We start from the raw sequence: 12987 nt of genomic DNA on the forward strand, positions 1-12987 counted from the left end.
TCACCATGAGTGCCATCCCACCGCCGATCCATCCCTCGTCCAGCGCCGCACCCGGCCCGGTCCCCAATCACCTGATCTGGGCGATCGTCTCCACTGTGCTCGGTTTCTGCCTGTGCTGCCCGGCCCTGATCAGCGGCATCGTGGCGATCGTGTTCTCCAGCAAGGTCAACGGCCTGCTCAACCAGGGCGACATCGACGGCGCACGGCGTGCCTCCAACACCGCCAAGACCTGGTGCATCGTGACCAGCGTGCTGGCCGTGATCGGCCTGCTGATCAACATCGGCATGGTCGCCACCGGCGGCATGCAGGGCTACATGGACTACATGCAGCAGTTGCAGCACATGCAGTAATGGAATTGCGTCCACGCCACTGGCTTGGACTCGGGGCGGCCACCAGCGTGGCCGCCTTCGGCGTATCGTTGCTGTATCGCTTCGATCCGAACGCGAGCAACAGCCCGTTCCCGCCCTGCGTGTTCCGTGCCGTGACCGGCTGCTATTGCCCCGGTTGCGGCATGACCCGCGCGCTGTATGCACTGGTGCACTTCGATCTCCCCGGCGCCTTCGCCATGAACCCGGCCGCCGTGCTCGGCCTGTGCACCCTGCCCGGCCTGATCGCCTGGAAAGCCGGCTGGCGCGCGCGCTGGTTCGCACCCGTGGTGGCCGTCATGTCCGAGCCGAAGTTCTGGTTGTGGGCGTTGCCGCTGTACTGGATTGCACGGAATTTGCCGTGGTATCCCTTCACCCTGCTGGCCCCGGGTTAGCCGCAAACCGCCGATTGATGCGGTGATATTGCAACTCGCGGCGGCGCGCCTACATCGGGCCTACCGCACCCAGCCTGCAATCACCAGCAACGCCAGTACCACCATCCACAGCAGCAGCACGCGCCAGACCAGGCTCATCGCATCGCGCACTTCCGGCAGGCGGCGCCAGATCGGCACCAGCCCCGCATCGGTATAGTTGTGCGCTTCCTCGCGCAGCTCGGCGCTGACGCTGGCACGCGCCACCGCACCGAGAAAATGCGGCTCCAGCGACCAGCGGTTGCCATGCGCCTGGCGCCAGGCGCGAAACACCGTGTCGAAATTGCCCACCAGCGCCATCGACACCGTGATCAACTGCGCCACCGGCCATTCCAGCGCGGCCAGCAGCCAGCGCGCGCCGGCCAGGTTGCGTGGCGGCAACAGTACCGACAGCGGGCTTTCCACCGCCAGCGCCGTCAGCCGATACAGCACCGCACCGAACGGCCCCAGCAGCAGGAACCACCACAGCACCGCGAACCAGCGCCGCAGCCCGTTGACCACCACCGCTTCCACCAGCGACGGCGCATCTTCGTGCACGCTGCCGCCGGCGGCCTGCAGGTGCGAGATGGCTTCACGCCGCAACGCAGGCTCGTCGGCGTCGATCACCGCTTCCACATCGCGGTCCAGATCGCGCGGCCCCCAGGTCCAGGCCAGCACCGCCACGCCAAACAGCAAGGCCCAGAAGTCGCGCCACACATCGTCCAGCAGCCATTGCAGCAGCACTACTGCCAGCAGGGCAGGCAACAGTGCCAGCAGCACGCCATAGCGCCCCTGCCACGCACCGCGCCCGGCCGCATGGCTGTCCAGCCGGCGTAGCCACTGGCCGAACCATTCGAAACGCCGCAGCCGCGCCACCTGGGCGGGCACCAGATGGCCCAGCGCAAGTGCGACGACGACAGCAACCAGGGTGGTGAACATGGGTGGGCCTCCTCAGCCGAGTCTAGCCGAGCCGCTGCACGCGCACCCGATCTGCCTGCGCTGCGCCGCTCGCCCCGGCTCAGCCATGGACGCGATGCCAATGCTCGATCAGCGCACGTGCAATGGAAATGCGCGGCGGCAGCCCGATCTCGCCGTCGCCGGCCAACGCCGCGGTGACCTCGGCATGGCTGACCCAGCGCGCGTCTTCCAGTTCACCGGTGACCTGCGGCACTTCGCTTGCCGCAGCGCGCGCGCTGAAGCCCAGCATCAACGCGCCAGGGAACGGCCATGGTTGCGCGCCCAGGTAGCGGCAGTCCTGCACCTGCACGCGGGTTTCCTCGAACACCTCGCGCGCCACGGTCTGCTCCAGCGACTCGCCAGGTTCGACAAAGCCGGCAATCACCGAGTAGCGCCCCGGCGCCCAACTCGCCTGGCGCCCCAGCAGCAAGCGCGCGCCATCGCTGACCGCCACGATGATCGCCGGGTCCACGCGCGGGTAATGCTCGGTCTGACATTGCGTGCACTGGGCGATGAAGCCGGCCCGGCGGAACGCGATCGTCCCGCCGCAGACACCGCAAAAGCGCGTGCGCGACTGCCAGTGCAGCATCGCGCGCGCGTAAGCGAACGCGGTGGAGATGTCTGCCGGCCAGTCCGCGGCGGCCTGGCGCAGGTCGATGCGCTGCGGCGCTTCCACACCCGGCACATCGGACGGCAGGCAGAACCAGCCGACCTCATCGCGCAGCCCCAGAAAGATCGCTCCGTCCGGCGCTTCGCCAAGCGCGGCACCGTCCATCAGCAGCGGCTGGCCATCGGCATCGGCCAGCGCGGTGCCCTTGGGATCGAGCAGCAGCACGCGGCCTTGCGGCCACAGACGCGCCAGCGCATCGGCATCGTCACGCAGCAGATCGCCGCGATCCAGCGGCACATGGGTAAAAGCAAAACCGGAGGTGGAAAAGGAAGACTCTGACATCGGCGCAAGCCTGCCGATAATCGGCATCGCCTGCAACCGGCGCACCAGGGATGCAGGCCCGGCCGGCGGCGCGCGTTCAGACGTTGCCACGGGCCGGCGCTCGCCGGGCGGTGCTGACTGCGTCACATTGCGCGCTGCGCCCCACGGCAGGCCACGCGCGATCGGCACGGGGTTGCGGCAACCAGGTCGAATCCCGGCATCCCTCAGCCTTGTCGCCTGCAACAGCGACAAGGCGTCAATCGGATAGTGACGCGTCCAGGTTGACCCCGGACGCGACCATCATCCAGCGCGGTCAGCGACCCGCCATCCGGCCTCAGCGCTGCTTGTCCAGCAGCTGATGCCGTACTGCGACGATGCACGGTTCATTGGTTGTCAGATGCACGAAGGCCGAGTTGTCGTTGGGATCGCCACTGCCGATGTCCACCAGCGCTGCCTGGGTGCTGCCGCGACGCTTGAAGCCGGCAATCGCGGTCGCCGCATTCTTCAGCGGGATGGTCGCGTCGTTGGACGAACCGCATAGCAGCGTCGGCGTCTGCGGCGCCCAGTCCAGCACGTCGTTGCGCGCCAGATCCCTGCGGAACGGATTGTTGGGGTTGCTGGCGAAGTCACGATAGAACCCGGGCTGGAAATACGCCTTGAGCTGATCGATCCCGGGCAGCGTATCGCCCAGCACCAGATCGGTCAGGCCCAGCTTGCCGGGGAACAGCCCCTCGACCCTGGCCGCCCACGGATCCTGAAACACCTGCCCGGCCGCCAGATAGAGATTGCGATACGTGTGCTGCATCGCGACGATCGCGTAGCTGCCCAGGATGATGCCGAAGCTACTTTCGCCGACCGCGTTGCTCCCGCTCCAGCTGTCCACGAAGGTCTGCTCCAGCGCGTAAGGCCCGGAGATCGGCGCGCTGGCCACCAAGTGGAATTCCCTGGACAGATGCGCCTCGATTTCCCGCTGGGTTGCCAGTGCGGTATGGCCGCCTTGCGAATACCCCGACAGCATGACCTTGCCGGATAACGGCGTGTTCAATCGCTGCAGCACGCTGCGTGCCGCGCGTAGCGCATCGATCGTCGCACTGGCCTCGGATGCGCTATGCAGGTAGGGATGGAAACCGTAACTGGATTTGCCCAGCCCCAGGTAATCGCTGCTGACCACCACATAGCCCTGGCTGGCCAGACGGGTCACCAGCGGGTCGTCGCCCTTGGCGTCACGGATGTCCTTGGCCTGTTCCTCGTTGCGGATCGTCGCTGTCGACCGCCCCCAGCCCAGCAACGGATACGGACCGGCGCAACGCTCGCCACCTGGAATCAGCACCACGCCCGACGCCGTGGCCGGTTCGCCATCGACACCGACGGTGGCATAGGTGAACTCGGCCACGCGCACGTTGCATCTGGGCTGTTCGGCCTGCGGCTCGGAGGTGAGCAATGCGGCAATCGCATCACGGGTGTAGCTGGTCAGGAAATTGCTGCTGAGCAAGCTGCCGCGTGCGGGCGATGCCTGCGCGCTGGGTGCAAGCACTGCGCTGGCGATACCAAGCATGGCCAGCAGGCCCAACATCGATCGGGATCTTATCTGCAACATGGTGAGACGCTCTCTCGTAGATGGATGCAACGGACGGGGGACTGGCGCGACGAAGGATCGAGAGCGGTTGTCCGATCCACGCACGCAAGCTTGGCGATGCGGTTTTTGCGCCATGGTGTGGAATCGGCGTTGCGCGGGGCATGCTCGGTCAGCGCAGCGGCGACCACCCGCATCCGTAACGTAAGACAAGACACGATGCATGAATCTCACAAGCATGTCCTGGCACCAGCGCTGGGCATGCGTGCAGTATCGCCGTCGCCGCACGCGGCCCAGCTCGCGCGCACGAAGCTTGCGCGCGCATGGCGAAACCCGCAGCACGGAAATGTTTACAGCGCGTTAGACGTGCACATCGATAGCGCGTAGCGCTATACCAACCCCTTGGCGATCATCTGCGCAGTGCATGGAGCACATTGATCGCGTTTTAACTTCGCCCGGCTGACGGTGTCGGGGACGCACACATCGCATCCAAAAGACACAGCGCATGCGAGCGAATTACAGCGTAAGGCTCTGTGGCCACACTCACGCCACTGCCGCAGTCACCACACCGCGTTAAACATGAGAACGCTGCAAGCAGCAGATCGCCCGTGGCTCGACCGCAGCATCAGACACAAGCATCCAACTACCGGAACCGCATTGACTCAGACGCTGAAGCTGCTGCCGCACCCACAGGTGGTCTTGGCGTTCGGATTGCGGATCACGAACTGCGCCCCGGTCAGGCTTTCGGTGTAGTCCACTTCCGCGCCCATCAGGTATTGCAGGCTCAGCGGGTCGACCAGCAGCGTCACCCCGTCGGTGGCCACGGCCAGGTCGTCCTCGGCGCGGTTCTCGTCAAACTCGAAACCGTACTGAAAGCCGGAACAGCCGCCACCCTGGATATAGACGCGCAACGCCAGCTCGGCGTTGCCTTCTTCCTGGATCAGCTCGCGCACCTTGCTGGCGGCGGCCACGGAAAAGTTCAGCGGCCGGTCGATGGACTGATAGTCCGGGGCCGGGGCGGCGGTGGGAAGCGAAACGAGCGTACTCATGGCGTCAGCATGGGGGCCAGGCGGCCCCACTTCAAGCGTTGCTTGCCAACCCGACATCCCGCTTCAGCCGCAGGCCACGCGCTCAGGCGTCGGCAGTCTCAGCCTGCAAGGCCTTGACCGGCTCGGCGCGGCCGGCCTCCGGCGCCGGCAACGCGGCGGTCGCGCCGGCGGTGGTGGCATGGATCAGGCGGCCGGTGAGCTGCGCGCCGGCGCTCATCTCCACCACCTGGTAATGCACATTGCCCTGCACCCGTGCGTTGGCGGCCAGTTCGACCCGCTCGGCAGCATGCACGTCGCCGGTCAGCTGGCCATTGATGATCACCACCGGCGCGCGCACCTCGCCCTCGATGCTGCCCTGCTCGGCCACCGTCAAGGTGGCGCTGGCGCCGTCTTCGGCAATCACCTTGCCCAGGATGCGGCCTTCCACATACAGCCCGCCGCTGAACATCAGGTCGCCGCGGATGACCACCTGCGGCCCGATCAAGGTGTCGACCACGGTCTGCGCACCACGGTTGGATTTGTTTCCGAACATCAGCTACTCCCCCGCGCCATTCCCGGCGACTTTCCAGTCGAATGTCTGATTGACCGGCGCCCCATCGCCGCTCAGGGAGATTTTGACACGTTGCGGAGTGAAATCCTTCGGCAGGATCACGCTGCCGTCCAATTGCTGGAAATAGCGAAACGAGTACGGCTGCCCGGCCGCGTCCGGCTTCTGGTGCAGCTCGTTCCAGCTCACCGTGACCAGCTTGCCGGCGCGCACGCCTTCCACCGCAAAGCGCAGCTGGCCCTGGCTGATCGCGCCGCGGTTGAGGTTCTGGGTCAGCACCACGCTGTAGTTCCAGGTACCGCCGGCCTCTGCGGTGAATTGCACCGAGTGCGCGTTGAGCCCCTTGCGCTGCGCGGTGGAGCCCACCAGGCGCTCGTAGAACGCCACATCCGCGCGCAGTGCGGCGATCTGCTCGTCGCGCTCGGCCAGCGAGGCCTGCACCTCGGTATTGGCGGCGCGGCTGATCTTGTCGGACATCGCCAGGTTGACCTGGCGCTGCTGCAACTGCGCGATCTGCCGACGCTGCTGGGCCTGGTTGCGCTGCGCCTGCTGCAGCGCCGCCTCGGCCTGGACCAGACGCGGCGCGGCGGTGCGGCTGGCCATCCACCACGCCCCGCCCAGCGATGCCAGCCACACCAGCGCGATCACCAGCCACAGCCAGCGGCCGCTGGAACGGCCACCGCCGGAGTCACGTTTGACGATCTGAACGCGTGCGGCTGGTCGCATGGGCATCGGGTCCGGACGGGCCGGCGCAGTCATGGGCGGCGTAGTGTGCCAGAGCGCCACTGACCGTCGTGCTGGCGCTGGACCGGCGGTTATCCCAAAGTTCTGCGATAGTTCTGCAATTGTTTGCAGGATCGACAACGCCATGAGCGAAGCCCATCTGTTCGTGATCGGCATCCTGCTGGCCTGGCTGGCCGGCATCCGTGTCTATCTCACCGTGTTCGGTGTCGGCCTGGCCGGCCTGCTCGGCTGGATCGAGCTGCCGCCCGCCCTGCACCCGGCACAGTCGTGGTGGGTGCTGGGCACCTCCGGTGCACTGGCGGTGGCCGAGTTCTTCGCCGACAAGATCCCCGGTGTGGATTCGGGCTGGGACCTGCTGCAGACGCTGGCACGGGTGCCCGCCGGCGCCTTCCTGGCCGCGGCCACGCTGTCGCCGGACGGTGACCTGAGCACGGGCGTGCTGGCCGCAGGCGCCGGCGTGGCGCTGACCAGCCATACCCTCAAGGCCGGCACCCGCGCCTTGCTCAACACCTCGCCGGAACCGGCCAGCAACTGGGTCGCCTCGCTAGCCGAAGACACCATCACCACCACCGCACTGGCGCTCGCACTGGCGCACCCGTGGCTGGCACTCAGTGTTGCGGTGGGCTCCAGCGTGCTGGCCACGCTGGTGGTGTGGTGGGTCTGGCGACTGCTGTGGCGGGGCATGCGCCGGCTGGTCGCGCCGATGCGTTCCACCACCACGCCGGCTGCACGTCACTCCCCGCTATCGTGAAGTTCATCGCATAATCATCGCGACTGCAGGGAGTATCGATGGCCGCCCGAGATCCGGTTCCTTTCACCCGTGACGACACCGCCACGCGCAATCGTCCACTGCGCGCCGAGACGCCGCCGGCCGACTATTGGCGCCGCTGGGCCGACGAGGCCGCAGCGGCATCCAACGCGGCTGAGCCGGTGAGTGCAGTCATCATTCCGGCGCCAGCGCTCGCTGCCGTTCCCGCACCAATCGTGCCGATGGCGCCAGCGCAGGCGGTCGCGCCAGGCAGCAGCGCGCGCGCCACTGCCGCAGCGCCGACGCCGGCAAGTGTCTCGACGCTGCGCGAGGGCGATGACAACGTGGCTGCCGATGCGCCGTACCGCGTGCTGATCGTCGAGGATGACCGCTCGCAGGCGCTGTTTGCGCAGAGCGTGCTGCATGGTGCCGGCATGCATGCGCAGGTGGAAATGGCCGCCGCCAGCGTGCCGCAGGCGATCCAGGACTACCACCCGGATCTGATCCTGATGGACCTGCACATGCCCGAGCTGGACGGCATCCGCCTGACCACCCTGATCCGTCAGCAGCCGGGCCAGCAGCTGCTGCCGATCGTGTTCTTGACCGGCGACCCGGATCCGGAGCGTCAGTTCGAAGTACTCGACAGCGGCGCCGACGATTTCCTGACCAAGCCGATCCGCCCACGTCACCTGATCGCGGCGGTGTCCAACCGCATCCGACGCGCACGCCAGCAGGCGCTGCAACAGGCCGGCGAACAGATCAGCGTGCGCAGCAATCCGGAAACCGGCCTGCCGACGCGCAGTCATGTGATGGAACTGCTCGCCGACGCGCTGGCGCGCAAGCAGGCCGGCGGCCTGTTCTTCATCGAAATCGCCAGCGCGCTCGGCTTGCGTGAGCGGTATGGCTATGCCGCCTATGAGCGCCTGATGACGCAGGCCGGGCATCGCCTGGCCAGTGCCGCGCACCCGTATCCGCTGGCGCGCCTGAACGACAACAGCTTCCTGCTGCTGGGCGTGGACATGCCCGAAGCCAGCCTGGAACAGCACGCGCTGGAAATCCGCCAACGGCTGTCGGCGCATGCCTTCCCGGTGCGCGAGGAAGAATCCGTGCACGTGCGCTGCGCCATCGGCGTGGCACCGCTGGGCCTGGGCTTCGACGACACCGGCAGCGCGCTGGAAGCGGTCGAGCGCACCGCGCTGCAGGCGCGCCTGCGCAGCGACGGCGTGCAGGCCTATCTGGCACCCAGCCAGGCCGAACAACAGGAGCAACTGCGCCTGGTCGAAGGCCAGCTGGAACTGGCGTATCAACCGATCGTGGCGGTGGCCGGCGGCGACACTGCGCAATACCAGGTGCTGCTGCGGCTGCGCCAGGCCGACGGCACGCTGCTGTCGGCCGGCCAGGTGATTCCCGCCGCCGAAGCGGCCGGACGCATCGCCGATCTCGACCAGCAGGTCATGGACCACGCGCTCGGCCTGCTGCATCTGTACCAGCACGCCCACCCGCCACTGCGGTTGTTCGTGTCGCAGTCGCCGCGCACGCTGGCACGCGATGCCTTCGCCGACTGGCTGCTCAAGGCGCTGGTCGAGCGTGGCGTGGCCGGGCAATCGCTGATTGTCGACCTGCGCCTGGACGATGCCCTGATCCATGCGGTCACCGTGCAGCAGTTCTGCGCTAAATTGATGCAGGCCGGCGTGCAGTTCTGCCTGAGCCAGTTCGAGCCCGGCGACGAAGCCAACGCGCTGCTGAGCCAGCTGCCGCTGAGCTTCGTGCGCATGGCCAACCGCTTCGCCGATGCCCATGGCAACGCGGCAGTCCGCGATGAACTGCGCAGCGTGATCGATATCGCCCATCAGCGTGGCTTGCTGATCATCGGCCAACGCATCGAGGATCCGCAGGCCGCCGCGGCGATGTGGATGAGCGGCGTGGACTTCATCCAGGGCAACCTGGTGCAGACGGTCGGCAAGGAGCTGGACTTCGACTTCACGAACGCGGTGCTCTGAGTGACAGCGCGGGCAGGAGGCCTTCGCGCCTGGAGCAGCCTGGCCGTGTTGACCGCGCTGGTCGCAGCGCTGGGTGCGGGCCTGCAGTGGTCGGCCATCGGCGGGCCGTGGCGCACGGTGACGGCGGCATCTGCAGCACTGGCAGTGGTGTTTGGTCTATGCGCCGCAGTTGCCGCCTATCGCAGCGCGCGCGCGCAGCACGCCCTGTCGCAACGCCTGGAAGAAGCCGACGTCGCACGTGAGCGGCTGCAGCAGGAGCTACAGCGCCACGGTGAGCTCGAACAGGAACTGTTGCGCGCCAAGCAGGCCGCCGAGGCCGCCACGCTGGCCAAGGGCGAATTCCTGGCCACCATGAGCCACGAGATCCGCACCCCGCTCAACGGCATCATCCCGATGCTGGAGCTCATTTCCAGCGGCCAGCTCAGCCTGGACCAGCGCGACATGCTGCAGACCGCCACCGGCAGCTCGCTGCAGTTGCTGCGCATCGTCGACGACATCCTCGACTACTCCAAGCTCGAAGCCAACAAGCTCGAGCTGGAGATCACCACCTTCAACCTGCGCGAGCTGCTCGACGGCGTCGTGCAGCTGTTGCAGCGTACCGCCGAAGGCAAGCAGCTGCGCCTGGCGCTGGATATCGAGCCGTCGGTGCGCCTGCTGGTGCGCGGCGACCCGATCCGCCTGCGTCAGGTGCTGGGCAACCTGATCGGCAATGCGATCAAGTTCACCGAGCGCGGCAGCGTCGATATCCAGCTGCGTCGCCTGGGCGAAACCCGCGCCCAGCACCTGCTGCGCTTCCAGGTGCGCGATACCGGCATCGGCATCGCCCCGGATCAGCAGGCGCGCCTGTTCCGCTCCTTCGCCCAGGCCGATGCCTCCACCACGCGCCTGTACGGCGGCACCGGCCTGGGACTGGCGATCTGCAAGCGCATCATCGATCTGATGGGCGGCCGTATCGGCGTGGAGTCCGAGCCCGGACGCGGCGCCACGTTCTGGTTCGAGATTCCGCTGCTCAAGGTGATCGGCGACCTGCAACAGACCACCGGCGCCGATGCCGCGCGAGTCATGGTGATCAGCTCCGACACCCGCCTGTCGCAACGCCTCAAGCGCCTGCTCGACAGCTGGGGCGTGTCGCACGTGCTGATGGAAACCACCCAGGAAGCGCTGGAACGGGTGCGTCGCCACAGCGACGGCGAAGGCTTCCGCTGTGTCATCGCCGACCACGACACGCTGCGCTACAGCGCGCGCGCCCTGCATCGCGCACTTGCGCGCCCGGACGACCTCAGCGGCGCGCGCCTGATCTGGTTGTATGGCGACGAGCCGGTGCCTCCCGAGCTGCACGACAATGCCACCCTGGTGCCGCGCCAGAGCCCGGACGAGACCCTGCGTTCGCTGGTGCTGCCGCCCGATCCGAAGCCGGCCCACGCGGCCACGCTGGCCGCGGCGATGATTCCCGAGCCGATGGCACCAGCGCTGGCCAATGCGCGCGAAGCGCGCATCCTGCTGGTGGAAGACAACCCGGTGAACCTGCTGGTCGCGCAGAAGCTGCTGGCCGTGCTCGGCTTCGACGCCGACGCCGCCACCGATGGCGAAGCCGCGCTGAGCAGCATGGAGTCCACCCGCTACGACATGGTCTTCATGGATTGCCAGATGCCGGTGCTGGACGGCTATGCCGCCACCCGCCGCTGGCGCGCGATGGAGACCGAGAGCGGCGGCCGCCCGGTCCCGATCGTGGCGATGACCGCCAACGCCATGGCCGGCGACCGCGAACGCTGCCTGGCTGCCGGCATGGACGACTATCTGTCCAAACCGGTGGCCCGCGAACAGCTCGACGCCTGCCTGCAACGCTGGCTGCCGCGCCAACCGCTGCCAGCTGGCTCGACCACTGGCAGCCAGGTCGCAGTCGACCCCGAAAGCGCCAGCAGCGCCGCACAGGCGCGCGCCTTGCCGATCCTGGACAACAGCGTGATCGATGAGTTGTACGAGGTGGCGGGCGCGGACACCATCACCATCCTGCAGCTGTTCCTGGAAGATGCGCCGGGCATCATCGAACAACTGGAAACCGCAGCCACCGACCGCGACAGCATGCGGCTGCGCGATCTGGCGCATACGCTCAAATCTTCCAGCGCCAATGTCGGTGCCCAGGCGCTCGCCAATGCCGCACGCCGGATCGAACTGGCCGCGCGTACCGGCACCATCGAACGCCCTTCGGTGATGGTGGCGCTGGTCATCGCAGAATACGCACGCGCCCGCCTGGCACTGCTTGGCCAGGTCGCCCGCCTGCAGACCAAGGCCCGCGCCGCCAACTGAGAACGGCCAACAAAAACGTAGCGAGCGATCGTCAGGTAGATGCGGAGGACGCGCTCGGAACAGGAGTGTGCGCGTGGTACATGCAGCTTCCGAGCAGCGGCCGCGCCCGCCCGAAGGCTGCGCAGCAGTTTTTGCAAACCGCTCCAAGCGTCACGGCGGCGGCAGCCACGCTGACCGCTCGCATGACCTCATGCGCGCTGGCGTTCTTCTTGCGATGGAAGAGGCCGAGGACCCGACCAGAGAAAGAGCCAGGATGCAGTGAGCCGAAGCCACCAATCAACGCGCCGCCTGCCGGCAGCGCTGCAGCCCGGTCAGCGGCCCTCAGTCGTCCAGCTTGGTCAGCAGGTAGTTCGGCTCGCCGATGCGCGCCACCAGATCCAGCTGTGTTTCCAGCCAGTCGATGTGCTCTTCTTCCGACTCCAGGATGTCCACCAGCAGCTGGCGGCTCACGTAGTCGTTGACGGTCTCCGCATAGGCCACGGCCTCGCGCAGCACCGCAACCGCCTCGCGCTCCAGCGCCAGATCGCAGCGGAACATCTCGGTGGGGTTCTCGCCGATGCGCAGCTTGCCCAGCGCCTGGAAATTCGGAAGTCCTTCGAGAAACAGGATGCGGTCGGACAGCTTGTCCGCATGCTTCATCTCGTCGATGGATTCCTTGTACTCATGCTCGGCCAGTTCTTTCAGGCCCCAGTTCTTCAGCATCTTGGCGTGCAGAAAGTACTGGTTGATCGCAGTGAGTTCGTTGTAGAGCACCTTGTTGAGGTACTCGATGACCTTGGTATCGCCCTTCATGCGATGTCTCCGAGACAGTGAGCCGGCCGCACTGTAGCGCGTTGCCGCGGCGCATGAAGGAACGCGAATCGTGATCAGTTGCGCGACGCCTGCCCGATCCCGGGTGGGCCGTCATCCGGCCTGTCGCAACAGCGGAGCGCCCATCCACCATTTGCCAAACGATCGCTTACAGACTGTCGATCGAACCATGACTGCAGCCGGCCCCGAACCGACCGCGTGACCGGCAGCCAGGGAGGCGTCCCATCAATTGCGTCTTGGTGGCGCGAGGGGAAAACGGCAGTGGGAGCCAGCAATCCGGCAACCCGGCTGCGGCAATCTGTTATCGACAGCGCGCGAGCACGCTGGAAGGCGCTCAGGCAGCGCTGGCAAGCCCCAGCATGGGGAGCGGCAGGGCGCGGCTCGCATGGACCTGGTTCAACACGTCGCCCGCCATCTCCAGGCACGAACCACAGTTCGAACCACAGCCGGTGCGCATGGTCAGTTCGGCCAGGCTGGCGCAGCCATTCTCGGCCGCTTCGCGGATCTGGTGGTCGGTGACCCCATTGCAGATGCAGACGTACACGG

Annotated in this window: 13 protein-coding genes and 1 other RNA gene; 5 read left to right on the forward strand and 9 right to left on the reverse strand. The window is 67.0% G+C overall.

Features of this window, described 5'->3' with window-relative positions; all coding sequences use genetic code 11:
* Positions 1–5: 5 nt before the first annotated feature.
* Positions 6–350: a CD225/dispanin family protein gene (locus tag LL972_RS05375; RefSeq protein WP_006450995.1), complete on the forward strand. Its 345-nt coding sequence runs from the start codon at positions 6–8 to the stop codon at positions 348–350.
* Positions 350–760, forward strand: a complete 411-nt coding sequence (locus LL972_RS05380) for a DUF2752 domain-containing protein (protein WP_228326705.1) — start codon at positions 350–352, stop codon at positions 758–760. Before LL972_RS05375 ends, LL972_RS05380 begins: the two co-directional genes overlap by 1 nt.
* 60 nt (positions 761–820) lie before the next feature.
* Here LL972_RS05380 and LL972_RS05385 read toward each other — a convergent pair whose 3' ends face one another.
* The 6 genes from LL972_RS05385 to LL972_RS05410 all read right to left on the reverse strand — a co-directional run bounded on the left by LL972_RS05385 (position 821) and on the right by LL972_RS05410 (position 6558).
* Positions 821–1714 carry a cobalamin biosynthesis protein gene (locus LL972_RS05385; protein WP_228326706.1) on the reverse strand — a complete coding sequence of 298 codons (894 nt, stop codon included), beginning with the start codon at positions 1712–1714 and terminating at the stop codon, positions 821–823.
* Between the two features lie 79 nt (positions 1715–1793).
* Positions 1794–2684 (reverse strand): NAD(+) diphosphatase, encoded by an 891-nt coding sequence (gene nudC / locus LL972_RS05390; protein WP_228326707.1) that lies wholly within the window; start codon positions 2682–2684, stop codon positions 1794–1796.
* 313 nt (positions 2685–2997) lie between these two features.
* Entirely contained in the window at positions 2998–4260 is a 1263-nt protein-coding gene (locus tag LL972_RS05395; RefSeq protein WP_228326708.1) for a lipase family protein, read from the reverse strand.
* Positions 4261–4898: 638 nt separating this feature from the next.
* Positions 4899–5285 carry an iron-sulfur cluster insertion protein ErpA gene (gene erpA / locus LL972_RS05400; RefSeq protein WP_024938186.1) on the reverse strand — a complete coding sequence of 129 codons (387 nt, stop codon included), beginning with the start codon at positions 5283–5285 and terminating at the stop codon, positions 4899–4901.
* A gap of 82 nt (positions 5286–5367) precedes the next feature.
* Positions 5368–5817, reverse strand: a complete 450-nt coding sequence (locus LL972_RS05405) for a bactofilin family protein (RefSeq protein WP_228326709.1) — start codon at positions 5815–5817, stop codon at positions 5368–5370.
* Between the two features lie 3 nt (positions 5818–5820).
* On the reverse strand, positions 5821–6558 hold the full coding sequence (locus LL972_RS05410; RefSeq protein WP_323134204.1) for a DUF6776 family protein: 738 nt from the start codon (positions 6556–6558) through the stop codon (positions 5821–5823).
* Positions 6559–6700: 142 nt separating this feature from the next.
* On the opposite strand from LL972_RS05410, the gene LL972_RS05415 reads away from it, so the two are divergent.
* From LL972_RS05415 to LL972_RS05425, 3 genes are read left to right on the forward strand one after another with little or no spacing between them, the layout of a single operon-like run.
* Entirely contained in the window at positions 6701–7327 is a 627-nt protein-coding gene (locus LL972_RS05415; RefSeq protein ID WP_228326711.1) for a DUF4126 domain-containing protein, read from the forward strand.
* A gap of 38 nt (positions 7328–7365) precedes the next feature.
* Positions 7366–9324 carry an EAL domain-containing protein gene (locus tag LL972_RS05420; protein ID WP_228326712.1) on the forward strand — a complete coding sequence of 653 codons (1959 nt, stop codon included), beginning with the start codon at positions 7366–7368 and terminating at the stop codon, positions 9322–9324.
* Between the two features lie 39 nt (positions 9325–9363).
* A complete protein-coding gene (locus tag LL972_RS05425) occupies positions 9364–11631 on the forward strand; it encodes an ATP-binding protein (protein ID WP_228326752.1) in 2268 nt (755 codons plus the stop codon).
* A 4-nt stretch (positions 11632–11635) separates the two neighbouring features.
* On the opposite strand, the gene LL972_RS05430 is transcribed toward LL972_RS05425, so the two are convergent.
* The 3 genes from LL972_RS05430 to LL972_RS05440 all read right to left on the reverse strand — a co-directional run bounded on the left by LL972_RS05430 (position 11636) and on the right by LL972_RS05440 (position 12985).
* Positions 11636–11713: non-coding RNA, sX9 sRNA (locus tag LL972_RS05430), on the reverse strand.
* A gap of 239 nt (positions 11714–11952) precedes the next feature.
* Complete coding sequence (gene bfr / locus LL972_RS05435; protein ID WP_005990707.1) at positions 11953–12423, reverse strand: bacterioferritin; 471 nt, start codon at positions 12421–12423, stop codon at positions 11953–11955.
* Positions 12424–12775: 352 nt separating this feature from the next.
* Complete coding sequence (locus tag LL972_RS05440; protein ID WP_228326713.1) at positions 12776–12985, reverse strand: bacterioferritin-associated ferredoxin; 210 nt, start codon at positions 12983–12985, stop codon at positions 12776–12778.
* Between the last annotated feature and the right edge of the window lie 2 nt (positions 12986–12987).

The sequence above is a fragment of the Xanthomonas campestris pv. asclepiadis genome (genome assembly GCF_020784175.1).
In the GTDB taxonomy this organism is placed as follows: Bacteria; Pseudomonadota; Gammaproteobacteria; order Xanthomonadales; family Xanthomonadaceae; genus Xanthomonas; species Xanthomonas campestris_D.